Source organism: Anaeromyxobacter terrae, assembly GCF_022690685.1.
GTDB lineage: Bacteria > Myxococcota > Myxococcia > Myxococcales > Anaeromyxobacteraceae > Anaeromyxobacter > Anaeromyxobacter terrae.
In genome coordinates, this window is sequence record NZ_JALCYY010000069.1 from 1 (window position 1) to 22,922 (window position 22,922).

The window sequence follows — 22,922 nt, forward strand, 5'->3', positions numbered from 1 at the left end:
CGCGCCCTGCCTCCCGGGGAGCGCGACATCGCCGATCAGCTCACACAGGTGGTGAATCGGCTGCTCGTGTGGGACCTCCAGGTCGCGCGCGACGGCAGGAAGGGCGACCGGCTCGACATCCTCTACACACCGTCGGCGCCCGTGGCTCCTGGCCTCCCGCCGGCCGCCGAGCCGGTCGTCGAGGCGGTCCGCTACGTCTCGCAGAAGCTCGGGAAGGCGTTCTCGGTCTACCGCTTCCAGGCCGAGGGGGCGCGCTACGCCCGGTATTACCGGGAGGACGGCACCGAGCTCGAGGAGCACATCGTCGACGCGCCCATCGGCGAGTACGAGCAGGTGACGTCGCTCCTGCGCGACGGCCGCCGCCACAAGGGCGTCGACTACAAGGCGCCGGTCGGCTCGCCCGTGTTCGCGCCGTTCGAGGGCGTGATCCAGCGGCGGAACTGGAACTTCCGCGGGAACGGCAACTGCCTCGACATCCTCGATGCGGCGAGCGGGCGCCATGCGATCTTCCTGCACCTCGAGGTGCTGCCCAAGGAGATGATCGCGGGGCGCCGCGTGAAGAAGGGCGAGCAGATCGCGCTCTCCGGCAACAGCGGCCACTCGTTCGCGCCGCACCTGCACTACCAGCTCGAGGACGCGAGCGGGCGGGTGCTCGATCCCTTCGAGGTTCACAAGATCGAGCGGCGCGCGCTCGTCGCGAGCGCCCGGCCGGCCTTCGACGTCCGCCGCGGCGCGCTCGACTCCGCGCTCGGCGGCGCCGCGGTGGCTGCGCCCGGCGCGGTCGTCCCCGCGGTCCACACCGCCCCGGCACCGTAGACTCGCTGACCGCTGACCTGCGGCGCCGCTCGCGCGCGCCGGGGTCCGGGGGCGTGCAGTCTGGATCCCTCGGCAAACGTAGCGAGCTGCGGCGGAGCGAGCCGGGGGGTCCGGGGGGCGCGCATTCGGACCCATCGGCAAACGTAGCGAGCGCGGCCGCAGCCGGCTGAGGCTGCGGCGGAGCGAGCCGGGGGGTCCGGGGGGGCGCGCAGTCGGCGCCCCCCGGTAAGAAAAGAGCCGCCTCTCGCGAGGCGGCTCTTCGTGTTTCACGAGGCTGCGCGGTCGCTAGACCTTCCGGCCGCCCTCAGCCGCCCACTTCTCGAGCATGTCCGTCGTGACCGACTTCGGGCGCTCGATGGCGTAGCCGAGGCCGCGGTCCCACGTGATGTTCGCGAGGACGCCGAGCGCGCGGCCGACGCCGAAGAGGACGGTGTAGAAGTCCTCCTCCACCAGGCCGTAGTGCACCTGGATGACGCCCGAGTGCGCGTCGACGTTCGGCCACGGGTTCTTCGTCTTCCCGTGCTCCGTGAGGACGCCCGGCGCCACCTCGTAGATCATGTTCACGAGCTGGAAGAGCGGATCGTTCGGCAGGTGCTTCTTCGAGAACTCGTTCTGCGCGACGTAGCGCGGGTCGGTCTTGCGGAGCACCGCGTGACCGTAGCCCGGGATCACCTGGCCCGAGTTGAGCGTGTCCCAGAGGAACTGCTTCAGCTGCTCCTTGGTCGGGACCTGGTTGTTCAGCTTCTTCATCGTGTTCTTGATCCAGCCGAGCACCTCCTGGTTCGCGAGGCCGTGGAGCGGTCCGGCGAGGCCGTTGATGCCGGCGGAGAGCGACAGGTACGCGTCGCTGAGCGCCGAGGCCACCAGGTGCGTCGTGTGGGCCGACACGTTCCCCGACTCGTGATCCGAGTGGAGGATGAAGTACATGCGGGCCACGTCGTCGTACGGATCGGCGATCCCCATCATGTGGGCGAAGTTGCCGCCCCAGTCGAGCTTCGGGTCCGCCGGGATGAACGTGTCGCCCTTGTACTTCATGCGGTAGATGTACGCGGCGATCACGGGCAGCCGCGCGAGGATGTCCATCGAGTCCTCGTACATCGGCTCCCACATGTCGTTCTTCTTCATCGTCCCGGTCGCGTACTTCTTCGCGAACTTCGACTCGCGCTGCATCGCGATGATCGCGGCCGAGAACATCGTCATCGGGTGCGAGTCGCGCGGCATCGCGCGGAGCACGTCGAAGACGTACTGCGGGACCGTGGCACGGGCCTGCCAGTCCGCGACGATCTCGAGCGTCTCCTCCTTCGTCGGGATCTCACCGGTGAGGAGGAAGGAGAAGAAGCCCTCGACGTACGGCTGCTCCTTGCCCGGCACCTTGGGCAGCGCAGCGAACGTCTCCGGGATCGTCTTGCCGCGGAAGCGGATGCCTTCCTGCGGATCCAGGTACGAGATGTCCGTCACGAGGCAGCGCACGTCGCGCGCGCCGCCGATGGCCTGGCCGATCGTGACCTTGTCGATGACGATCTCGCCGAGCTCCTTGTTCAGCTTCTGGGTGCGCGGGCGGAATGCCTCGATCTTCGCCTTGAGCTTCTTCTTGAGCGTGGACTCAGCCATGTTCGACCCCAGCCATTTTTCTTGAAGAGGTTTGATCTGCAGAACGGGAGCGCGTTGAACCAAGGGCCGAATCCTACCCAGCGCCTTTTCACTTGAGCAAACCGGATCGGACGCAACTCGTGGAGCCGCCGGGTCTAGTTTCGACGCGGTCCACTGCCTCCCGCGCGCGGGCGCGCACCCGGGTGCCTACTCGCTCCGACAGGGCCTCGCCCGTCCCGGTGCGGTGGCCTGCCGCAAGCTACACGCTATCGAGGCCACGCGCGAGCGCGAGCGGTCGCTGACCTCCGCGCTGGGCTGGGAGACGGGCGCGCGCGGGCGGGGCGCGCGCCCGCCCGACGATCAGCTCCGCCCGGCGGCGAGCGCCGCGGCGACCTCGGCGGCGACGTTTCGCGAGGGGTGCTGCTCGTCGGCGGCCTCGGAGGACGCGAGCTCCGCCTCGACGGGCTCGGGGATCGGCGTGGGCGTCGCGCGGCCGGGCTTCTCTGCGCCAGCGCCGGAGCGGCAGGTCCGGCACCAGGGCTGGTTGCGGATCGCGCCGTCCGCCATCTTGCGGAGCCCGAACTGCGCGAGGGGCCGCATCTTGTGGCACTTCAGGCACATGAGGGTGATGAACACCTCGTTGCCGTCGGCGTCGTAGACCGACGAGCGGCGCCGCTTCGGCTTCGCGGCGGCCGGCGCGACGCGCTTCGCGACGGGGCCAGCCTTCTCGAGCTCGCCCTTCGCGATCGCGGGCGCCAACATGACCTTCACGGCCATCTGTCCAGGACCTCCTGCTGACGGGGTGCCGGCCATCCGGGACGGCCGGCGGACCGTAGCGAACCCCTCTGACAGCGCGCGCCAAGACTGGACCGGCGCGGCGCCGGGTGCGAGCATTCGAGGAGGGGAAGGGGAGTTGGAACAGCACAGCTCGGAGTATCGGACCGTCGCGGTGTTCGGAAGCCTCGCCGAAGCGGAGCTCGTCCGCGGGATGCTCGAGGCCGATGGGATCGCCGCCGCGGTGCTGGAAGGGACCGACGCGGCGCTCTTGCCGGGCGCCGGCCGCGCGATTCGTGTCCTCGTCCCGGCCCACGATCTCCCTCGCTCGCGAGAGCTCCTCGCGAGCCCCGGCGTCGGGATGTCCCCGACCGACGCCGAGGATGAGCTCGTCGCCCCGGCGCCGGAGATCGCGCGGTCCTGGTCCGTCGGCTGGGTGGCGCTGCTCATCGCGGTCGCGCTCGTCGCCCTCTCCCTCGCGCTGTGATGGAGCAGAGGTGTGCGCCGGGGCCCCCCCATCGGGAGCGCGCGACCGCCTGCTCGCACACATGGCGCCCATCCCGGACCGACCCTAGCTTCCCGCCAGGGTTTCGATGGATGCACCGAAGGACATCCCCGTGCTCGATGGCAGGGTCGTGGCCCGGATGCGCCGGATGTCGCAAGTCGCTGCGGCGCTCGCGGGCGCCATCGGGACTGCGTCCCTCGCGAGCCACCCCCTCGACATCCCCTGGCTCCGCACGCTCGGCAGGGGGATCGAGGTCCAGCCGAACACGGCGGCGGGGATCGTGGCGGCGGCCGTCGCGCTCTCGCTCGCGGGGCTCGGCGCGCGCTCGGCGCGGATCGCCTCGCGCGTCATCGGCGTGCTCGTCGCGGCGCTGGGCGCCGCCACGCTCGTCGAGCACCTCGCCCACGTGGACCTCCACATCGATCGGCTCCTCGTCCCCCACCTCGGCCTCACCGCCGCGGTCACGCTCCCCGGCCGGCCCGGGCCCCCGGCCGCGCTGAGCTTCCTCCTCGCGGGCGCGGTGCTCCTCGGCCTCGATGCGCGGGGCCGCGGCGCGCGGCTCGCCCAGGGACTCGCCATCGCCGCGATGGCCATCGCGCTCCTCGGGGTCGTCGGCCACGCCTACGACGTCTCGCTGCTCTACCGCGAGGCCACGGTGACCGGGGTCGCCTTCCCCACCGCGATCGCGCTCCTCGCGCTCGACGTGGGCCTCCTCTGCGCGCGGCCGGACCGCGGCTTCGTCGCGAACCTCGCCTCGACCGGCGCGGGGAGCGCGCTCGCGCGCCGGCTGCTCGTCTACGTCATGCTCCTCCCCCTGCTGCTCGGCGGGCTCGCCCTCGCGGCGACGGGCACCTCGGGCGGGGGGGCGCTCGCCGTCTCGCTCCTCGTCGTCGTGCTCTCGCTGCTGTTCGTCGTGCTGGTGCTCCGGGACGCGGTCGCGATCGATCGGATGGAGCTCGCGAAGCTCCGCGCGCAGGAGGCGCACGCGGCCTCGCGCGAGGAGCTCGCTCACGCGCTGCGGCGCGAGCAGGACGCGCGCGCGCACGCCGAGGCCGCGAGCCGCTCGAAGGACGAGTTCCTCGCCACGCTCTCGCACGAGCTGCGCACGCCGCTGAACGCGATCCTCGGCTGGTCCGGCCTGCTGCGCGACGCGGGCGGCGATCCCGAGCGGCTCGCCCGCGGCCTCGCGGTCATCGAGCGGAACGGCCGCACGCTCGCGCAGCTCGTGTCGGACCTGCTCGACATGTCGCGGATCGCGGCCGGGAAGATCGAGGTCGGACACGCGGACGTCGACCTGCTCGCGGTGGTGGACGACGCGGTCGAGGCGGTCCGGGCCACGGCGCGGGCGAAGGGCGTCGCGCTGTCCCGCACCGCAGGCCCGGAGCTGCCCCGCGTCGTCGGCGACGCGGCGCGCCTCCGCCAGGTCGCGTGGAACCTCGTGTCGAACGCGGTGAAGTTCACCCCGCCGTCCGGCAGCGTCGACGTGCGCCTCGCCGCGTCGCGCGGCGGGGCGTTGCTCGAGGTGAAGGACACCGGCGTCGGAATGTCGCGCGACTTCCTCCAGGTCGTGTTCGATCCTTTCGTTCACGCCGAGGGGGCGTCGGTGCGGCGCCACGGCGGGCTCGGGCTCGGGCTCGCGATCACGAGGCAGCTCGTCGCGCTCCACGGCGGGACCATCGAGGCGGAGAGCGACGGGCCGGGCCGCGGCGCCACCTTCCGCGTCGTGCTCCCACCGGTCGCGCGCGCCCCCGCGGTGGCGCCGGCCGCGGTGAGCGCCCGGCCCGACCTGGGTGGCGCGCGCGTGCTCGTCGTGGACGACGAGGCGGACTCGCGCGACGTGCTGCTCCAGCTGCTCGCCTCATGGGGGGCGCGGCCCGAGGGCGCGGCCTCCGTCCGCGAGGCGCTCGACGCGGTCGCCCGGGAGCGCCCGGACCTCATCGTGTCGGACATCGCCATGCCGGGAGAGGACGGCTTCACGTTCGCGCACGAGCTGCGGCGCCTCGAGGAGGCGCGCGGCGAGCGGCGGGTGGCGATCGCGGCGCTCACCGCCTTCGCGCGTCCCGAGGATCGGCAGCGGGCGCTCCAGGCCGGGTTCGACGCGCACCTCGCGAAGCCGGTCGATCCCGCGACGCTGCACGCGACGATCGCCGGCCTCCTGCGCGAGGCCCGCGGCGCGCCTGGCCCGGCCGGCGCGCGCGCCGCGCAGGGCGGAGGGACGACCCCCGACGCGGAGCCGCCGCCGACCGGCGGCGAGGGCGCGCGCGTCGCGGGCTGAGCAGCCGAGGACCGCGGTCAGCCGTCGGCGGGGCGGGGGCACAGCGCTCGACCGGTTCGTGGTCATGACCCCGCGAGCGAAGCGAGCGCGCCGGGGCGCCGACGCGTTCGCGGCGAAGCCGCCACGCGTTGGCGCACGGGACCCGGCGAGCAGGGGTGGGGCCCCGACGACCGCGGTCAGCCGTCGGCGGGGCGGGGGCGCAGCCCCCGCTCAAAGTCTCGCGCCGACGTACACCACGACCTGCAGCAGGCCCGTGAAGGCGACCAGCGCGGCTGCGGACACGGCGCTCTTCGCCGTGGCGCGCAGCCAGCCGATGATCCCCGGCAGCGCGAGCGCGAGGGCGAGCACGAGCCCGAGCGGCAGCCCGCTCACCGCGATGTGCAGGTAGCCGAGCGCGATGGCGGTCTCGACGGCGGCCGCGACGAGCGCGATCACCGGGAGCACCCGCTGAGCCGAGGAGGCCACGAGCAGGACGGAGGCGGCGAGGGCCGAGACGGCGAGGGCGACGTGGAGCGTCATGCTCGCCGCTTCTACGCCGGCTCGCCGCCGTCGCGCAAGGACGAGGCCGCGCCGCGGCGCGGCGCGCACATTGTGCTCTGCGGAAGGACGATCGGCGTTCAGGCCCGCGCCACGATCTGCCGGAGCACGTACGGCATGATGCCGCCGTGCCGGTAGTACTCGGCCTCGATCGGCGTGTCGATCCGCACGACGAGCTCGACCGAGTCCCTGCGCCCGTCCTTGCGGTGCACGACGAGCGTCGCCTTCTGGCGCGGGGTGAGCCTCCCGGCCACGCCGACGAGATCGAACGTCTCGCTGCCGTCGAGCCCGAGCGTCTGCGCCGAGACGCCCTCCGGGAGCTGGCAGGGGAGGACGCCCATGCCGACGAGGTTCGAGCGGTGGATGCGCTCGAAGGAGCGCGCCACGACGAAGCGCACACCGAGGAGCGCCGTCCCCTTCGCCGCCCAGTCGCGCGAGCTGCCGGTCCCGTACTCCAGGCCGGCGATGATCGCGAGCGGGATCCCGTCGCGCGCGTACTCGAGCGCGGCGTCGTGGATCGAGAGTCGGCGGCCGGTGGGCTGGTGGACGGTGATCCCGCCCTCGACGCCCGGCACCATGAGGTTCTTGATGCGCACGTTCGCGAACGTGCCGCGCACCATCACGTGGTGGTTCCCGCGCCGCGCGCCGTAGCTGTTGAAGTCGCGCACGGAGATGCCGAGCGCCTGCAGGTACATCCCGGCGGGCGACGAGGGCTTGATCGACCCCGCCGGGCTGATGTGGTCCGTCGTGACCGAGTCTCCGAAGATCGCGAGGGCGCGGGCGTGGAGCACGTCCTTCGGCTCGGAGGGCGTCGCCGGGAACGGCGTGAAGTACGGGGGCTCCTGGATGTAGGTCGACTGGGGGTCCCAGTCGTACAGCTTGCCACCGCGAAGAGGCAGCGTGTTCCAGCGCGCGTTCTCGTTGAAGCCGCCGTAGTAGTTCTTCCGGTACTCCTCGGGGTCCGCCGCGGCGGGCCTGAGGGCGTCGATCTCCGCCGCCGTCGGCCAGACGTCGCGCAGGAACACGGGCCTGCCGTCCGCGCCGAGGCCGAGCGGCTCCTTCTCGAGGTCCACGTCGACGCGGCCCGCGATGGCGAAGGCGACGACGAGCGGGGGGCTCATGAGGAAGTTCGCCTTGATGCTCTGATGGACCCGCGCCTCGAAGTTGCGGTTCCCCGAGAGCACCGACGCGGCGACGACGTCGTGGTCGGTGACGACCTTCTCGATCCGCTCCTCCAGCGGGCCGGAGTTGCCGATGCAGGTGGTGCAGCCGTACCCGACGACCTGGAACCCGAGCCGGTCGAGGTAGGGCTGCAGCCCGGTCTCCTCGAGGTAGCGGGAGACGACGCGCGAGCCGGGGGCGAGCGAGGTCTTCACGTTCGCCTTCACCGAGAGCCCGCGCTCCACCGCCTTCTTCGCGAGGAGCCCCGCGGCCAGCATGACGCCGGGGTTCGAGGTGTTCGTGCAGGAGGTGATCGCGGCGATGAGGACGTCGCCGTGGCCGACCTCGACCGTGCCCGAGGCCTCCCGTCGCGGCGGGTTCGGGCCGGCGTCCGGCGTGGGCCGGTTGTCGATCATCTCGGTCTCGGTGAGGGTGCTCGTGTTCTTCTTCGCGCCGTCGGGGACGCTGTCGGAGTCCTGCAGGCCACCGCCGCCCGTGGAGGCCGGCGCGCCGTCGGGCGAGCGGTAGCGCTGGCCGAGCTCCTCGGCGGGCTTTCCGTAGCCGGTCGCGTCCTTGCGGGTGAAGAGGTCCTGGAAGGTGCGCTTGAGCGCGCCGAGCTCGATCCGGTCCTGCGGCCGCTTCGGCCCGGCGACCGCCGCGCCCACGCTCGCGAGATCGAGCTCCACGATCTCGCTGTAGTCGACCTCGCCGGCCCGCGGGATGCGCAGGAGCCCCTGCGCCGAGTAGTAGGCGCGGAACGCGTCCACGAGCTCCTTCGGCCGCCCCGTCTGCTCGAGGTAGCGGGTCGAGCGCTCGTCGGGCGGGAAGAAGCCCACCGTCGCGCCGTACTCGGGGGCCATGTTCGAGAGGGTGGCCCGCTCCTGGACCGGCAGGCTCGCCGCGCCCTCGCCGAAGAACTCGACGAACTTCCCCACCACCCTGGCCTTGCGCAGGATCTCGGTGACGCGCAGCACGAGGTCCGTGCCGGTCACGCCCTCGCGCAGCGCGCCGGAGAGGTGCACGCCGACGACGTCGGGGGTGAGGAAGTAGGTCGGCTGGCCCAGCATCGCCGCCTCGGCCTCGATGCCGCCGACGCCCCACGCCACGAGCCCGAGCCCGTTCACCATCGGCGTGTGCGAGTCGGTGCCGACGAGGGTGTCCGGATAGTACACGCCGCCCTGCTCGAGCACCCCGCGGGCGAGGAACTCGAGGTTCACCTGGTGGCAGATGCCGATGCCGGGCGGGACGATGCGCAGCTCCTCGAACGCCTGCGTGCCCCACTTCAGGAACTCGTAGCGCGGCAGGTTGCGGTCGAACTCGAGCTCCATGTTGTAGCGGAGCGCCTCGGGCGAGCCGAACGCGTCGACCTGCACGGAGTGGTCGACGACGAGATCGACCGGGACGAGTGGCTCGACCGCGAGCGGGTCCTTCGCGAGCCGCGCGACCGCCGCGCGCATCGCGGCGAGGTCGACGAGGAGCGGCACGCCGGTGAAGTCCTGGAGGAGCACCCGCGCGACGACGAACGGGATCTCCCGCGTGCGCTCGGCCCGGGGCTGCCAGCCGGCGAGGGCGCGCACGTCCTCCTCGGTGACCCGCACGCCGTCGACGTTCCGCGCGAGCGACTCGAGCACGATGCGGAGGGAGACCGGGAGGCGCGAGACGGGCCCGAAGCCCTTGCGCTCGAGCTCGGGGAGCGACACGAGGCGGCCGGTCCTGCCCGCCGCGATCTCGAAGGGGGTGACGACGCCGAGCCGGTTGTCGTTCATGGGGATCCTCGCCTGAGGCTCGCGCGGCCGCCGGCGGAGCGGGCGCGAGCCGGAGGCCGGGGGCCGCGCCCTGGCGTCCCGCCGGTCTTTGGGTGAGCAACGTTCATATGCGCGCCCCGCCGCCCTTCAAGCGGCGTCTCGGGTGCTCCCCGGGGGTGCGCCCCGAGGCCGCAGACCGCGAGCGCGCTCCGCGCTAGAAATAACGACCCCGGAGGCCCGATGCCCGTCCCCTCGCAGCTCTACCGCCCGTCGCTCGCGTTGCTCACCGACTTCTACGAGCTGACCATGGCGTACGCCGCGTGGAAGAGCGGCCTCGAGCGGAAGGAGGCCTGCTTCACGCTCTCCTTCCGCAAGAACCCGTTCGCGGGCGGGTTCACCGTCGCGGCGGGGCTCGAGCACGTCGTCGACTTCGTCGAGCACCTCCGCTTCGACGCGGACGACCTCGCGTTCCTCGCCGACCAGCGCGGCGTCGACGGCGAGCCGCTCTTCGAGCGCGGGTTCCTCGAGGCGCTCGCGCGGCTCGAGGTGGACGTGGACGTGGACGCCGTGCCGGAGGGCACGGTCGTCTTCCCGTACGAGCCGCTCCTCCGCGTGGCCGGGCCCATCGTGCCCGCGATGATCCTCGAGACCGCGCTCCTCGCGATGGTGAACTTCCAGTCGCTCGTGGCGACCAAGGCCGCGCGCGTGTGCATCGCCGCGCGCGGCGAGCCGGTGCTCGAGTTCGGGCTGCGCCGCGCCCAGGGCATCGACGGCGGCCTGTCGGCGAGCCGCGCCGCCTACATCGGCGGCTGCTCCTCCACCTCCAACACGCTGGCGGGCCGCCTGTACGGCATCCCGGTGCGCGGCACGCACGCGCACAGCTGGGTCATGCTCTACGGGGACGAGCGCGAGGCGTTCATGGCCTACGCCCGCGCGCTGCCCGCGAACTGCGTGTTCCTCGTCGACACCTACGGGACGCTCTCCGGGATCGATCACGCCATCGAGGCGGGGCGCTGGCTGCGGACGCAGGGCAAGGAGATGGTCGGCATCCGGCTGGACTCCGGGGACCTCGCCTGGCTCTCGATCGAGGCCCGCAAGAAGCTCGACGAGGCCGGCTTTCCCAAGGCGGTCATCCTCGCCTCGAACGAGCTCGACGAGAACATCATCCAGAGCCTCAAGGACCAGGGCGCCACCATCGCCGTGTGGGGCGTCGGCACGCGCCTCGTGACCGGGATGGGCGACGGTGCGCTCGGTGGAGTCTACAAGCTCGGCGCGGTGCGCGACGGTCCGGCGGGGCCCTGGCTGCCGCGCGTGAAGGTGTCGGAGCAGACCGCGAAGACGAACGTCCCCGGCGTGCTGCAGATCCGCCGCTTCCTCCGCGGCGGTGAGTTCCTCGCCGACGCGGTCTACGAGGAGGGGCTCGGCCTGCCCGTGCCGGCCGTCATCCTCGACCCGCTCGATCCGCTCCGCCGCCGCGAGATCGAGGCCGACGTCGCGGGCGAGGACCTGCTCGTCCCGGTCTTCCGCCGCGGGCGCCGCGTGTACGACCCGCCGCCGCTCACCGAGCTCCGCGCGCGCACCGTCGCGCAGCTCGGCCGGTTCCACGCGGGCGTGAAGCGCTTCGTGAACCCGCACCAGTTCCCGGTCGGGCTCGAGCGCGGGCTCCACGAGCTGCGCGCGCGGCTCGTGCTCGAGGCGCGCGCGGCGCCGCGGTGAGCCGCGACCGGCGGGGCAGGCCCGGGCGAGGGATCGCCGCCCCGCGCTTGACGTGTCGCCCGCCGCCACATAGTCAACACCTCGCTTGAGCACGAGACGCGGCAGGACGCAGGAGACCCCGGGCCGGCGGTTCAAGACCGCCATCTACGGGCAGTTCGCGCGCGTCTCCAAGGCGCTCGCGAGCCCGCATCGGATCGAGCTCGTGGAGCTGCTCGCGCAGGGGCCGCGGACGGTGGAGGCGCTCGCCCGGCTCACGGACATGAGCCTCGCGAACACCTCGCAGCACCTCCAGGTGCTGCGCGCGGCCGGCCTCGTCGACGGCACGAAGGAGGGGCTGTTCGTCACCTACCGGGTCTCGGATCCCACGGTCCCCGCGCTACTCCTCGCGCTCCGCGGCGTCGCCGAGGCGCGGCTCGCGGAGGTCGAGCGGATCCAGCGGGAGTTCCTCGCGGAGCGGGACCTGCTGGAGGCCGTCGACGAGGTGGCCCTCCGCCGGCGCGTCCGTGCGGGCGAGGTGACGCTCCTCGACGTGCGCCCCCCGGAGGAGTTCGAGTCCGGCCACATCGCCGGAGCGGTGTCGGTCCCGCTGCCCGACCTCGCGAAGCGCCTCTCCGAGCTCCCCAGGGACAAGGACGTGGTGGCCTACTGCCGCGGGCCCTACTGCGTTCTCGCGGTGGAGGCGGTGGCGCTCCTCCGGCGCAGGGGGCTCAGGGCAGTCCGCCTCTCCGACGGCGTCCTCGACTGGGCCGCCCGGGGCCGCCGCGTCGAGCGCTCCGGTCGATCGTGACCGCGCCCACGCCGCTCTCCTACGAAGCCTGGCGACGGAGCATGCTCGGACGGATCACGGAGGCGGTCGAGCGGGAGGCGGTGATGGAGCTCTGCGGCGCGGTCGCCGGCGCGAGGGTCCTCGACGCCGGGTGCGGCGACGGCGCATACGCCGTCGCGCTGGCGCTGCGCGGGGCGCGGACGACCGGGGGTCGACCTCTCCTGCGCCGCCCTGGCGCGAGGCGTCGCGAACGCCCGGGGCGCCGGCGCCGCCGTCGGGTTCGCGGCAGGCGACGCCACCGCGCTGCCCCTCGCGACCGCTCGCTTCGAGCTCGTCGTCGCGGTGACCGCGCTCTGCTTCGTGCCGTCGCCCGTCGACGCGCTGCGGGAGCTCGCGCGCGTGCTCCGCCCGGGCGGCCGCCTCGTCCTCGGGGAGCTGGGCGCGGTCAGCGCGTGGGGCGTCTGGCGCCGAGTGCGCGGCTGGCTCGCCGCGTCGCCATGGAGGGACGCCCACCTCTGGACCGAGGCGTCGCTCGCGGCGCTCGTCGCGAGCGTGGGGCTCGTGCCGGTCAGGGCAAGGGGAGCGGCGTACTACCCGCCGTCCGGTCTCGCCGCCGCGGCGCTTCGCCCCCTGGACGCCTGGCTGGGCCGGGTGACCCGCGTCGGGGCCGCGTTCATCGCGCTCGAGGCGACGAAGCCCGAGCGCGCTTGACACCTCCGCCCGGATCGGCACGATCCGTTACTCAATGGACTACTTGAATACCGGAGAGGCGCGGTGTGCCCTCTGCGGCACCGCCGCGGGCACCTCGCCCTGCGCGGCGTGCCGCGAGCTCGATTACCGGGACGCCATCCGCGCCCACTGCACGAGGACCCGCTCCACGAGCCCCCTCGACATCGCCCGGACGATCATGTCGCACCCGCGCTTTCCGCTGGCGGGCCAGGCGCATCACCCGCTCGTCGCGGCGGCCCTCGTCACCGCCTGGGGCAACGCGACCGGCGCGGACGCCGGTGCGCGTCTCGACGCCGCGATCGAGAAGGCCGACTCGATCCCCGGCGGCTTCTGCGCGGGCTTCGGCGCGGACGCGGCCGCGATCGCGTGCGGCATCGCCGTGAGCACGATCGAAGGGACCACCATCAAGGCCGAGCATGCTGCCGGCCGGTCCCGGGCGCACGGGCTGACCGGCCAGGCGATGCTCCACATCGCGTCCGGCACCGGGAACAGGTGCTGCAAGCGCAGCGTGTACGGGGTGCTGGAGGTCGCGACGGCCTACTTCGACGCGGTGCTCGGCGTTCCGCTCGCGCCCTCCTCGGCGCCGATCGCGTGCCCTTTCGTCGACCGCAACAAGCTCTGCAACCGGGAGCGCTGCCGGTACCATCCCGCCGGCGCGAGCGGACACGCGGAGCGGGCGCGCCTCGTGGTGGTGCCGTAGCGGGGGTGCGGCATGGACCGCCGGATCCTCCCGCCTCGCTATCTCCGGGGCTTCGCCGCGGAGGGGCCACCCGCGGGGCCGTCGATCTGGGTCTATCGCCCGCAGATCGGCGAGTGGCGCCGCGTGAGCATCGAGGCCGAGCCGTGCGCGGAGAGGCACTTCAACGTCCCCCGCACCGCCGGAACGCCGGACGGTGGCCTCGAGCGGGAGCTGCTCGATGGGGAAGCTCCGGGGCTGGCGCACCTCGTCCGGGCCGCGCAGGAGAGGGTGAGCCCGAGCCCCGAGGAGCGGGGCGTGGCCGCGAGGTTCCTGGCGGTCCTCGGGGTCTCGCGCGCGCCGGGCGCGGAGGGCCTCGCCGCCGCCGAGGCCGAGGCCGGCGTGGCGTCGCTCGAGCGCGCGCTCTCCGAGATGGGCTGGGTGTTCTGGCGCGCCGAGGCGCCGGCCTACTTCATCACCTCGAGCGCGCCCCTTCGCGTCGCGTACCCCAAGGCCGAGGAGGGCTGGCTCGAGGGGATGGACGTTCGCTCTCCCGGGACGGAGATCACCCTGCCGCTCACGCCGCGGCTCGCGCTGCACGCCTCCTGGAAGCTCGGGGGCGAGCGCTGGCGCCCGGCGAGCGAGGACGTGCTGATGGAGGTGAACGGGCGCACCGCGCAGCGCGCCCGTGAGTTCCTCGCGGCGCCCTGGCCGGCGGTCCCCGGCTGACGCTGGACCTGCTGACCTCGGCGAGGTCGCGCGCACGACGTGGTGGGGCCACGTCACAGCATCTTCACCATCCGTATCGCATCCCAGCGCTGCCCGTCGCGGCGGGGATAGGCGCGGCGGAGCAGCCCGCGCTCCTCGAAGCCGTGCTTCCGGTAGAGCGCCACTGCCCCGGTGTTGTGCGGGAACACGTGCAGCACCACCTCCTGCGCGCCGACCTCACGGGCCCACGCGACGCACGCGTCGAGGAGCGCGTCGCCCACGCCGCGGCGGCGGTGGCCGGCGGCGACGAGCATCCCGAGCTCGGGCGAGGTGCGGCCCACCATCGCGGCGAGCCCGAGCGGCTCGGCGGCGCCCTCCTCCTCGGCGACGAGGAGCGTCCCCTCGCCGGTGTCGAGGAGCGCGCGCCAGCGGGCTCGGACCTCGCGGTGGTCGATGGGCGGCTCGGTCGCGAGCCAGCGACCCTCCGCAGCGACCGCATCGAAGAGGTCGATGCAGCGATCGAGATCGGCGTCGGTGAGGGGCCGGACGCGCACGCTCGAGGACGCTAGCACGCGTCGCGCATGTGCGCGCGCGGCGCACCTCTCATGGTCGGACCGTGGTCATGACGCCCCGAGCAAAGCGAGCGCGCCGGGGCGGGGGCGCAGCCCCCGTGAAGACGCCTTTGAGCTAGGGTAGAGCGGATGAGCACGCCGAACCCGTGGACCGTGGTGCAGGCCGCCGACTACGAGCGGCACATGGGGCCGGAGGGCCTCGACCAGCGGGCCCCGCTCGCGGCCGTCTTCCAGGAGGCGTACCTCGCGGCGCAGCCCGGCCGGCTCCTCGTGCTCGGCTGCGGGACCGGCAACGGCCTCGACCACGTCGACCCGTCCGTCACGTCGCGGATCGTCGGGGTGGACGTGAACCTGCAGCACCTCGGCATCGCCCGGCAGCGCTTCTTCCACCTGGGCCCGCGGCTCGAGCTCTACTGCGCGGAGGCGGAGAAGTTCCGTGCGGGGGCGGGCGCGTTCGACCTCGTGCACGTGCCGCTCCTCCTCGAGTACGTCTACCCGGAGGTGATCGTCCGGCGCGTGGCGGAGTGGCTCGCGGACGGTGGGAGCTGCGCGGTAGTGCTGGAGCTCCCCGGCGGTGAGGGACCGGCGGCCCCTTCGAAGCCGCTCCAGCTCATCGAGCGGGCGAAGAAGCTCGTCCCGCCCGAGGAGGTCGAGCAGCTCTTCGAGCACTACGGCATGCCGCTTCGCCGCGAGCGCACGGTTCCCCTCCCGCATGGGAGGAGCTTCTGGGTGGGCTCGTTCGGGCGCCCGCTGAAATAGGTCTCGCGGCCCCGGCGTAGGATCGGGCCGGAGGACACGAGACGATGCTCTGCCCGTACTGCCGCACCGAGAACGCCCCCGGCGCGACGCGCTGCGCCGCCTGCACGAGCTGGATGGTCGAGCGGCCGCCCGTGCGCGACTGGACGCGGGCGCGAGAGGGCCGGCTCATCGCCGGCGTCGCCCGCGGCCTCTCGAACCGCTTCGGGCTACCCTGCGCCGCCGTCCGGCTGGTGTTCCTGCTCTCGATCCTGTTCGGCGGCTGGGGCGTGCTCGCCTACGTCGCGCTCTGGATCGCGATGCCGCTCGAGCCCATCGCGCTCCTGCCGCCCGCGAACCTGGAGCGGCGCGAGCCGGCCACCGCGCAGCAGGGCTGACGGTCAGCCCAGCCTGCCGAGCAGCCGCAGCAGCCCGTCCAGGATCGTGATCGGGTGGGGCGGGCAGCCGGGGACGAACAGGTCCACCGGGACGCCCGCGAGCGCCGCCTCGGCCCCGCCGCTCACCACGGGACTCTCCCGGAACACGCCGCCCGAGATCGCGCACGCGCCGACCGCGATGACGAGCCGCGGGGCGGGCACCGCCTCGTAGGTCTTCCGGAGCGCGAGCCGCATGTTCTCGGAGACCGGGCCGGTCACGACGATCCCGTCGGCGTGGCGCGGCGAGGCGACGAACTGCACGCCGAAGCGGCCGAGGTCGAACTGGATGTTCCCGGTCGCGTTGAGCTCGGCCTCGCAGCCGGCGCAGCCCGCGGCCGACACCTGCCTGAGCTTCAGCGAGCGGCCGAAGACCCGGCGCATCTCCTCGTCGAGGGCCGCCGCGAGCACCGGCTCGTCGCCGCGGACGACGAGCGCCTCGCGCGCGCGCGCCGCGAGCCGGTGGTCGTCCGTGAAGCGGAGCGCGCCCGGCGGGCAGGCCGCGGCGCAGTCGCCGCAGAAGAGGCACCGCCCGAGGTCCACCGCCATCGAGGCCTTGCCGGGATCGAGGATCGCCTCGGTCGGGCAGCTCTCCGCGCACGCGGCGCAGCCGTCCGTGCAGCGCGCCGGATCGACGACGGGGCGCCCCCGGAACCGCGCCGGGAACTTCGGCGGGCCGTCGGGGAAGGCGACGGTCTGCCGGCCGTAGCCGAGCCTGAACTTGAGGATGTCGATCACAGGTCGTGCCCCGCGTAGGAGAGGTTGAAGCTCTTGTTGCAGAGCGGGAAGTCGGAGATCTGCCCGTCCCGGAGCGCCATCGCGAGCCCGAACCAGTTGTGGAACGAGGGGTCCTTCACCTTGTAGCGGGCGAGGCGCCCGCCCTCGTCGGTCACGGCGACGTGCGCGATCTCGCCCCGCCAGCCCTCCACCATCGAGACCACGAGCGACCGAGGCGCGAGCGGGCCGAGCGGCTCGCGCGCGCCGCCCTCGGGGAGGTTCTCGAGCTGGCCCGCGGCGAACGCCGCGCTCCGCTCGCCTTCGAGGAGCCGGATCCAGGCGCGCGCGAAGACGTCCCCGGTGTCCGCGGTGACCACCGGCACGTGGACGAACCGGTAGATGCCGAACGCGTGGTCGCGCCGCACGTCCCGATCGACGCCGCTCGCCCGCGCCGCAGGGCCGACGAGGCCGAGGGCGCGCGCCGTCTCGCGCGACACCGCGCCGGTCCCCTCGAGCCGCGCGCGCACCGACGGCGACTCGAAGAAGAGCCCGGCCGCGCGGCGCGCCTTCTCCCAGGCCCCGCGCACGCGCGCGGCGAGCGCCTGGGCCTCGGGGGCGCCGAGGTCGTGGCGGACGCCGCCCGGCACGAGCAGGCCGCGCCCGAAGCGGTTCCCGCAGATCTCCGCCGTCGCGTTCAGGAACTCGGCCCGGAGCGCGCCACAGTACGACGCGGTCGGGAGGAAGCCGACGTCCCCCGCGAGCGCGCCGAGATCGCCCACGTGGTTCGCGAGCCGCTCGAGCTCGAGGGCCACGCCGCGGAGCGCCATCGCCCGGGCGGGCGGGGGCCGCCCGGCGAGCGACTCGAGCGCCTTCACGTAGGCGAGCCCGTGGCCGACCGAGGTGTCGCCGGCGATCGACTCCGCGAGCGCGAGGGAGCGACGGTCGGGGCCGCCCTGGAGCAGCGGCTCGACGCCGCGGTGCTGGTAGCCGAGGACGATCTCGAGATGGAACACCTGCTCGCCGTGGCACTGGAAGCGGAAGTGGCCGGGCTCGATGATCCCGGCGTGCACGGGGCCGACGGCGACCTCGTGCACCTCCTCGCCCTCGACGGCGAAGAACGGGTACTCGCCCGGGATCGTCGCGCGGGGATCGCGCCGGCCGAACGCGTCGCGCACCGGACGCAGCGGCGGCTCGAACCGGAGCGGCTTCAGCCACGGGTGGCCCTCGGGGCGGACCCCGTACTGCTCCGCGATCTCGCGCTCGAAGCCCTGCGCGGCGGGGACCTCGGCGGAGAGCGCCGGGTACGCGCCGTCGACGAGGGTGGACAGGAGGGCGAGCCGCCCCTCCGGATCGTCGGCGAGCACGGCGGTCATGAGGACGCGGCCCTCGGCCGGGCGGCCGAAGAGGGCGGCGAGCCGGCCGCCGCCGGCGAGCGCCTCGAGGACGATCGCGCGGAAGCGCGAGATGGAGTGCACCGGCACGGCGCCGGCGTCCACCGCCTCGCCGTTCCACGTCTCGAGGAGGTCGCTCGCGCGGGGGCGCACGTCGTGAAGGGGTCCGGTCATGACTTTCAGTCCCAGCGGCCGCCGACGAGCTGGGCGGCGGCGCCGAAGAGGTCCCTGAGCCCCTGCGGCAGGAAGAGCCCGAGCAGGAGGACGAGCACCATGAGGGCGAGGGGCGGCGCAGCGGTGAGCCAGCTGTCGCCCGTGTCGGGCACGCGCGGGGCGTCCCCCGGGTCGCCCTGCACGACCGCGAGGACGGTCGTCGCCATGCCCACGAAGATCACCGCGAGGAGCGCGAGGAAGAGCCCGCCCACGAGGAAGCGGCCCGCCCCGAAGGCGCCGTTCAGGATCGCGAACTCGCTGAAGAACGGGGAGAAGGGCGGGGAGCCCGTGATGGCGAGGAACCCGGCCAGGAAGAGCGGCCCGGACACCGGGAGCCGGCGCGCCGCGCCGCGGACCTCGTCCGTCGTCTTCGCGCCGAACGCGCGGTGGATGTTGCCCGCGGAGAGGAAGAGGACGCCCTTCGTGAGCCCGTTGTTCATCGAGTGGAAGAACGCGCCGCCCGCCGCGCCGCCGCCGAGCCCGATGCCCAGGGCGAGGATGCCCATGTGCTCCACGCTCGAGTACGCGAGCATCCGCTTGAAGTCGCGCTGGCCGACCACGAACACCGCCGCGAGCGCGATGGAGAGGAGGCCGAGCCCGACGAGCGCGTCGCGCGCGAACGCCTCGTCGCCGGCGGCGCGGGTGACCTGGAAGACGCGGGCGATCGACAGGAACGCGAAGTTCGTGAGCCCGCCGGCGAGGAGCGCGCCGAGGAGCCCGGGCGCCTCGCCGTAGGCGTCGGGCTTCCAGGAGTGGAGGGGCGCGAGGCCCATCTTCGTCCCGTAGCCGACGAGGAGCAGGACGAACGCGGCGCGCACCCACGGCCGCGACAGCGCCGGCCCGGCGGCGATGAGATCGTCGAGGAGGAGCGAGCGCGGGCCGCCGGGCGCGGCGCCGGACAGCGCGAGGAAGAACGTGCCGAGGAGCGCGAGCGCGATGCCGAGCGAGCAGATGAGGAGGTACTTCCAGGTCGCCTCGAGCGACCGCGCGTTGTGGTTGAAGTAGATGAGCGGCGCGCTCGCGAGCGTGGTCGCCTCGATGGCCACCCACGACAGGCCGAGGTGTTGCGAGAGCGCGACGGTGGTCATCGCGGCGAGGAGGAGCAGGAGCCCGCCCACGAAGACCCGGTTGTCGCGGTCCTTGCGCCGGGCGAGGTAGCCCTGCGCGTAGATCGCGGCCGCGAGGAAGAGGACGGTCGTGGTGAGGAGCGTCACCTTCGCCATCGGGTCGAAGGCGAGCCAGGCTCCCGCGCGGGGGGGCGGCGGCGACGCGAAGAGGGCCGCGACCCCGGCGGCGTGGAGGAGCGCGCCCGCGAGGAGCACCAGGGGCCGCCGGCGGTTCGACGGGACCGCGAGCGCGGCGGGGGCGAGCACGAGCGGGGCGAGGATGACGAAGAGCATGGGCGCGCCCTAGTCCTTCAGCGCCGAGAGCTTCTCGGTGTCGAGCGAGGAGAACTCCCGGTTGATGTGGAACATGACGATGCCCATCACGAACACCGCCGCGAACAGGTCGAGGAGGACGCCGGCCTCGACCATCACCGGCATGACGTCGGAGAGCAGCAGGCCGAAGACGTAGACGCCGTTCTCGAGGACGAGGAACCCGAGCACCTGGCTCACGGCCTTCTTGCGGGTGACGACGAGGAGCAGCCCGGCCCAGACCGTGGAGAGAGCGGTCGGCACGAGGAAGGCGTGGGCGCCGGCGTCCGGCAGGGGCAGCCGGCTCGAGAACGCGAAGGCGAGCGCGACCCCGACCGCGCCGAGCACCATCGAGGGGACGAAGCCGACGATGGGCTCCATCTCGCGGCGGATCGACGCCTCGCGGATCGCCCGGAACATGAGCCAGGGGATGAAGAGCCCCTTGATGGCGAGCGCGCCGCCGGCGAGGAGGATCGCGTGGCCGAGGTGGTGCGTCTCGCGGAGGAGGAGGAGCGGGAGCGCCGCGAGGAGCGCGCCCTGGATCGCGACGGTCCGGATCGCCGCGCCCAGGCGGCTCGAGGCGAGCAGGAACAGGTCGATCACCACGACCAGGACGAAGACGAGATCGACGAACGAGGCCATCGCGGTCACCGGAGGAGGAGGACGAGCGCGAACACCGACAGGACCGACGCGCCCACGAGGAGCTGCGGCACGCGCACGATGCGCAGCCGCGCCATCACCGACTCGACGACCCCGACGCCGACCGCGAAGACGAGGACGCCGAGGAAGAAGAGCGCCTCCGAGGCGAGCGCGCCGTCGCCGCGGCCGAAGACGAGCCGGGAGAGGATCGCCCCGAAGAGGAAGAGCTTCAGCGAGGCGCCGTACAGGATGAAGGCGAGGTCGGGCCCGCCGTGATCGAGCACCATCACCTCGTGGATCATGGTGAGCTCGAGGTGCGTGTTCGGGTCGTCCACCGGGATGCGCGAGTTCTCGGCGAGGGCGATGACGAACAGGGCCATGGCGGCGAGGAGCAGCGCCGGCCCGGCGGAGCCCCACGCGCCCGGGAGCGCCGGGCCGAGCATGCCGGAGAGCGAGAGGGTGCCCGTCGCGCGCGCGAGCACGAGGAGGCACAGGAAGAGGGCCGGCTCGGCGAGGCTCGCGAACGTCACCTCGCGGGCGGCGCCCATCCCCTCGAAGGCGGAGCCGGTGTCGAGCGCCGCGAGGGCGGTCGCGAAGCGAGCGAGGCCGAGCAGGTACGCGAACAGGACGAAGTCGCCGGCGAAGGAGAGCGCCGCGGGGGCGCCGCCCATCGAGAGGAGGAGCCCGGCCGAGGCCACCGCGGCGAGGCCGACGACCGGTCCCGCGCGGAACACCCAGGTCGTGGTCCGGCTGTAGACCGCGCCCTTGCGCAGGAGCTTCGCGAGGTCGAAGTAGGGCTGCAGGAGCGGCGGCCCGACGCGCCCCGCGAAGATCGACTTCGTGCGGTTCACGACGCCGAGGAGGAGCGGCGGCAGCGCGAGGAGCGCGGCGAGGTGCAGCACGGTGCGCAGGAAGAGCATGGGCGTGTTCACCAGACGAATCCCCAGGCGAGGACCGCGACGAGGGTCGCGAGGACGAGCAGCGCCTGGAACTGGATGCGGCGCAGGAAGAGGAGGTGGGCGCGCGCCGCGAGCCACCGGAAGCCGCGCGCGGCGGGGGAGAGCGCGAGGTCGAGCACCGTGTCCGGCACCTCGGTGCGGAACGCGGCGTGGGCGGGGAAGGGCCCCCCGAGGCGCGGTGACGTGACGCGCGGGAAGATGGCCCACGAGAAGCGGCGGACGAGCAGCTCGGCGAAGGACGACCCGGTGTACTGCGCGCGCGGGAGCGGGGTCGAGAAGCCGCAGCCCCACGTCTCGACGTCGGGAGCGCGCGGCGCGCCGAGGCGGCGGCGGAGGAGGACGACGCCCGCCGTGGCGAGGAGGAGCGCGGCCGCGGCGACGCTCACCCGCGTGGCGCCCGCGCTCGCGCGCGCCGCCGCGCCCTCGAGCAGCACGGGGTCGAGGCGCGACCAGGCCGCCGCGGCGCGGACGAGCGCGGGGAGCGCGGCGGCCGGGGCGAGCCCGATCGCGGCGCAGGCGGCGGCGAGGACCGCCATCGGCGCGAGCATCGTCCGGGGCGCCTCGTGGGCGGCGCGCGCGTGGGCGCTGCGCGGGATGCCGAGGAACACGACGCCGACGACCTTCGCGAAGCACGCGGCGGCGAGCCCGCCGACGAGGGCGAGCGCCGGCGCGCCCAGGGCGGCGAACGCGAGGAGGTCGCCAGCGCCGCGGTCCAGCGCCGACAGGAAGCCCATGTAGACGAGCCACTCCGAGACGAAGCCGTTGAGCGGCGGGAGCCCGCTGATGGCCGCCGCGCCGACGAGGAACAGGACCGCGGTCGCGCGCATCGGGCGGGCGAGCCCGCCGAGGAGGTCGAGCTCGCGCGTGCCGGTCGCGTGCTGGATCGCCCCGGCCCCGAGGAAGAGGAGCGACTTGAAGAGCGCGTGGTTCACGACGTGGAGCGCCGCGCCGCCGAGCCCGAGCACGACGAGGGCCGGCTCGCCGCGGGACCGGCCGAGCAGCGCGAGCCCGGCGCCGAGGACGATGATCCCGATGTTCTCGACGCTGTGGTACGCGAGGAGCCGCTTGAGGTCGTGCTGCGCGAGCGCGAACGCGACGCCGAGCACGGCCGAGGCGCCGCCGAGGAGCAGGAGCGCGGTCCCCCACGCCGCGGGGGGCGCGTCGAAGAGCCCGGTGACGCGCAGGAGCCCGTAGATGCCGGTCTTGATGAGCACGCCGGACATCACCGCCGAGATGTGCGACGGCGTCGCGGCGTGCGCACCGGGCAGCCAGAAGTGGAGCGGCATGAGGCCCGCCTTCATGCCGAAGCCGAGGAGCGCGAGCGCGAAGACGCTCGCCGCGAGCGGGCCCGTGCCGGGGAGCCCCTCCATCGCCGCGAGCTCGAACGACCCCGCCGCCTGCCGCAGGAGCGCGAACAGCGCGAAGAGCGCGAGCGTCCCGACGTGCGTCGCGGCGAGGTACACGAACGCGGCGCGCTGCACCTCCGCGCGCTCGTGATCGGTGTTGACGAGCAGGAACGCCGCGAGCGCCATCACCTCCCAGCCGACGAGGAAGACGACGGCGTTTCCGGCCGCCACGAGGAGGACCATCCCGCCCGTGGCGAGCCCGTAGAAGAGCTGCAGCCGCACCGCGCGCGCGCCGAGCTCCGCCTGCGGGAAGTAGCCGAGCCCGTACACGGAGCCGAGCGCGGTGACCGCGCAGATTGGGAGGAGGAAGACCGCCGAGAGCGCGTCGAGGCGCAGCCCGAGCCCCGGCGCCGAGAGCTCCCCGCCGAGGAGCGCCGCCCCCGCCGCCGCCACGCCGAGCGCGGCCCCGGCGCACAGCGCCGCGCACGCGACGGCCTGGCCCG

General features: G+C 73.8%; 21 protein-coding genes. 10 read left to right on the forward strand and 11 right to left on the reverse strand.

Annotated features, from left to right (window positions below; genetic code table 11):
- Nucleotides 1-816: M23 family metallopeptidase (locus MNY62_RS21745; RefSeq protein ID WP_242346439.1), on the forward strand; the 816-nt coding region annotated here is incomplete at its 5' end.
- Nucleotides 817-1,101: 285 nt separating this feature from the next.
- Here MNY62_RS21745 and MNY62_RS21750 read toward each other — a convergent pair.
- Together MNY62_RS21750 and MNY62_RS21755 are read right to left on the reverse strand one after the other, a co-directional pair.
- Nucleotides 1,102-2,427 carry a citrate (Si)-synthase gene (locus MNY62_RS21750; RefSeq protein WP_242346440.1) on the reverse strand — a complete coding sequence of 442 codons (1,326 nt, stop codon included), beginning with the start codon at nt 2,425-2,427 and terminating at the stop codon, nt 1,102-1,104.
- A gap of 339 nt (nt 2,428-2,766) precedes the next feature.
- Nucleotides 2,767-3,183, reverse strand: coding sequence for a hypothetical protein (locus MNY62_RS21755; protein ID WP_242346441.1), 417 nt, complete (start codon nt 3,181-3,183; stop codon nt 2,767-2,769).
- 136 nt (nt 3,184-3,319) lie between these two features.
- Between MNY62_RS21755 and MNY62_RS21760 the strand changes: the two genes are divergently transcribed.
- Nucleotides 3,320-3,667: a putative signal transducing protein gene (locus MNY62_RS21760; RefSeq protein ID WP_242346442.1), complete on the forward strand. Its 348-nt coding sequence runs from the start codon at nt 3,320-3,322 to the stop codon at nt 3,665-3,667.
- Between the two features lie 106 nt (nt 3,668-3,773).
- The gene (locus tag MNY62_RS21765; RefSeq protein WP_242346443.1) at nt 3,774-5,960 is read left to right on the forward strand and encodes an ATP-binding protein; all 2,187 of its coding nucleotides are present in this window, start codon (nt 3,774-3,776) and stop codon (nt 5,958-5,960) included.
- A gap of 210 nt (nt 5,961-6,170) precedes the next feature.
- On the opposite strand, the gene MNY62_RS21770 is transcribed toward MNY62_RS21765, so the two are convergent.
- Nucleotides 6,171-6,479 (reverse strand): hypothetical protein, encoded by a 309-nt coding sequence (locus tag MNY62_RS21770; protein ID WP_242346444.1) that lies wholly within the window; start codon nt 6,477-6,479, stop codon nt 6,171-6,173.
- 98 nt (nt 6,480-6,577) lie between these two features.
- Nucleotides 6,578-9,424 carry an aconitate hydratase gene (locus MNY62_RS21775; RefSeq protein ID WP_242346445.1) on the reverse strand — a complete coding sequence of 949 codons (2,847 nt, stop codon included), beginning with the start codon at nt 9,422-9,424 and terminating at the stop codon, nt 6,578-6,580.
- Between the two features lie 219 nt (nt 9,425-9,643).
- Between MNY62_RS21775 and MNY62_RS21780 the strand changes: the two genes are divergently transcribed.
- The 5 genes from MNY62_RS21780 to MNY62_RS21800 all read left to right on the forward strand — a co-directional run bounded on the left by MNY62_RS21780 (nt 9,644) and on the right by MNY62_RS21800 (nt 14,019).
- Complete coding sequence (locus tag MNY62_RS21780; protein WP_242346446.1) at nt 9,644-11,119, forward strand: nicotinate phosphoribosyltransferase; 1,476 nt, start codon at nt 9,644-9,646, stop codon at nt 11,117-11,119.
- Nucleotides 11,120-11,204: 85 nt separating this feature from the next.
- Nucleotides 11,205-11,906 (forward strand): ArsR/SmtB family transcription factor, encoded by a 702-nt coding sequence (locus MNY62_RS21785; protein ID WP_242346447.1) that lies wholly within the window; start codon nt 11,205-11,207, stop codon nt 11,904-11,906.
- A gap of 210 nt (nt 11,907-12,116) precedes the next feature.
- Entirely contained in the window at nt 12,117-12,596 is a 480-nt protein-coding gene (locus tag MNY62_RS21790; RefSeq protein ID WP_242346459.1) for a class I SAM-dependent methyltransferase, read from the forward strand.
- Nucleotides 12,597-12,630: 34 nt separating this feature from the next.
- Nucleotides 12,631-13,314 carry a DUF5714 domain-containing protein gene (locus MNY62_RS21795; RefSeq protein ID WP_242346448.1) on the forward strand — a complete coding sequence of 228 codons (684 nt, stop codon included), beginning with the start codon at nt 12,631-12,633 and terminating at the stop codon, nt 13,312-13,314.
- Between the two features lie 12 nt (nt 13,315-13,326).
- Nucleotides 13,327-14,019, forward strand: a complete 693-nt coding sequence (locus MNY62_RS21800) for a DUF4238 domain-containing protein (RefSeq protein ID WP_242346449.1) — start codon at nt 13,327-13,329, stop codon at nt 14,017-14,019.
- A 53-nt stretch (nt 14,020-14,072) separates the two neighbouring features.
- On the opposite strand, the gene MNY62_RS21805 is transcribed toward MNY62_RS21800, so the two are convergent.
- Nucleotides 14,073-14,552 (reverse strand): GNAT family N-acetyltransferase, encoded by a 480-nt coding sequence (locus tag MNY62_RS21805; protein WP_242346450.1) that lies wholly within the window; start codon nt 14,550-14,552, stop codon nt 14,073-14,075.
- Between the two features lie 147 nt (nt 14,553-14,699).
- Here MNY62_RS21805 and MNY62_RS21810 point away from each other — a divergent pair, with 147 nt between their 5' ends.
- Entirely contained in the window at nt 14,700-15,329 is a 630-nt protein-coding gene (locus tag MNY62_RS21810) for a class I SAM-dependent methyltransferase (RefSeq protein WP_242346451.1), read from the forward strand.
- Between the two features lie 44 nt (nt 15,330-15,373).
- Nucleotides 15,374-15,703 carry a PspC domain-containing protein gene (locus MNY62_RS21815; protein WP_242346452.1) on the forward strand — a complete coding sequence of 110 codons (330 nt, stop codon included), beginning with the start codon at nt 15,374-15,376 and terminating at the stop codon, nt 15,701-15,703.
- Between the two features lie 3 nt (nt 15,704-15,706).
- On the opposite strand, the gene MNY62_RS21820 is transcribed toward MNY62_RS21815, so the two are convergent.
- From MNY62_RS21820 to MNY62_RS21845, 6 genes are all read right to left on the reverse strand, one after another.
- Entirely contained in the window at nt 15,707-16,477 is a 771-nt protein-coding gene (locus MNY62_RS21820) for an NADH-quinone oxidoreductase subunit B family protein (RefSeq protein WP_242346453.1), read from the reverse strand.
- On the reverse strand, nt 16,474-18,021 hold the full coding sequence (locus MNY62_RS21825) for a hydrogenase large subunit (protein WP_242346454.1): 1,548 nt from the start codon (nt 18,019-18,021) through the stop codon (nt 16,474-16,476). Before MNY62_RS21825 ends, MNY62_RS21820 begins: the two co-directional genes overlap by 4 nt.
- 5 nt (nt 18,022-18,026) lie before the next feature.
- Nucleotides 18,027-19,460: a proton-conducting transporter transmembrane domain-containing protein gene (locus tag MNY62_RS21830; RefSeq protein WP_242346455.1), complete on the reverse strand. Its 1,434-nt coding sequence runs from the start codon at nt 19,458-19,460 to the stop codon at nt 18,027-18,029.
- Nucleotides 19,461-19,469: 9 nt separating this feature from the next.
- Complete coding sequence (locus MNY62_RS21835) at nt 19,470-20,117, reverse strand: NADH-quinone oxidoreductase subunit K (RefSeq protein ID WP_242346456.1); 648 nt, start codon at nt 20,115-20,117, stop codon at nt 19,470-19,472.
- A 5-nt stretch (nt 20,118-20,122) separates the two neighbouring features.
- Entirely contained in the window at nt 20,123-21,046 is a 924-nt protein-coding gene (locus MNY62_RS21840; protein WP_242346457.1) for a respiratory chain complex I subunit 1 family protein, read from the reverse strand.
- The coding region (locus tag MNY62_RS21845; protein ID WP_242346458.1) for a proton-conducting transporter transmembrane domain-containing protein at nt 21,043-22,922 on the reverse strand (1,880 nt) is incomplete at its 5' end. The genes MNY62_RS21840 and MNY62_RS21845, both read right to left, overlap by 4 nt.

Bases quoted from the DNA above. Each gene is read 5' to 3' on its own strand.
- MNY62_RS21810 (WP_242346451.1), top strand. From the start codon at position 14,700: ATGAGCACGCCGAACCCGTGGACCGTGGTGCAGGCCGCCGACTACGAG.
- MNY62_RS21830 (WP_242346455.1), bottom strand. From the start codon at position 19,460: ATGCTCTTCGTCATCCTCGCCCCGCTCGTGCTCGCCCCCGCCGCGCTC.
- MNY62_RS21800 (WP_242346449.1), top strand. From the start codon at position 13,327: ATGGACCGCCGGATCCTCCCGCCTCGCTATCTCCGGGGCTTCGCCGCG.
- MNY62_RS21835 (WP_242346456.1), bottom strand. From the start codon at position 20,117: ATGGCCTCGTTCGTCGATCTCGTCTTCGTCCTGGTCGTGGTGATCGAC.
- MNY62_RS21815 (WP_242346452.1), top strand. From the start codon at position 15,374: ATGCTCTGCCCGTACTGCCGCACCGAGAACGCCCCCGGCGCGACGCGC.
- MNY62_RS21770 (WP_242346444.1), bottom strand. From the start codon at position 6,479: ATGACGCTCCACGTCGCCCTCGCCGTCTCGGCCCTCGCCGCCTCCGTC.
- MNY62_RS21765 (WP_242346443.1), top strand. From the start codon at position 3,774: ATGGATGCACCGAAGGACATCCCCGTGCTCGATGGCAGGGTCGTGGCC.
- MNY62_RS21755 (WP_242346441.1), bottom strand. From the start codon at position 3,183: ATGGCCGTGAAGGTCATGTTGGCGCCCGCGATCGCGAAGGGCGAGCTC.
- MNY62_RS21780 (WP_242346446.1), top strand. From the start codon at position 9,644: ATGCCCGTCCCCTCGCAGCTCTACCGCCCGTCGCTCGCGTTGCTCACC.
- MNY62_RS21825 (WP_242346454.1), bottom strand. From the start codon at position 18,021: ATGACCGGACCCCTTCACGACGTGCGCCCCCGCGCGAGCGACCTCCTC.
- MNY62_RS21750 (WP_242346440.1), bottom strand. From the start codon at position 2,427: ATGGCTGAGTCCACGCTCAAGAAGAAGCTCAAGGCGAAGATCGAGGCA.
- MNY62_RS21795 (WP_242346448.1), top strand. From the start codon at position 12,631: ATGGACTACTTGAATACCGGAGAGGCGCGGTGTGCCCTCTGCGGCACC.
- MNY62_RS21775 (WP_242346445.1), bottom strand. From the start codon at position 9,424: ATGAACGACAACCGGCTCGGCGTCGTCACCCCCTTCGAGATCGCGGCG.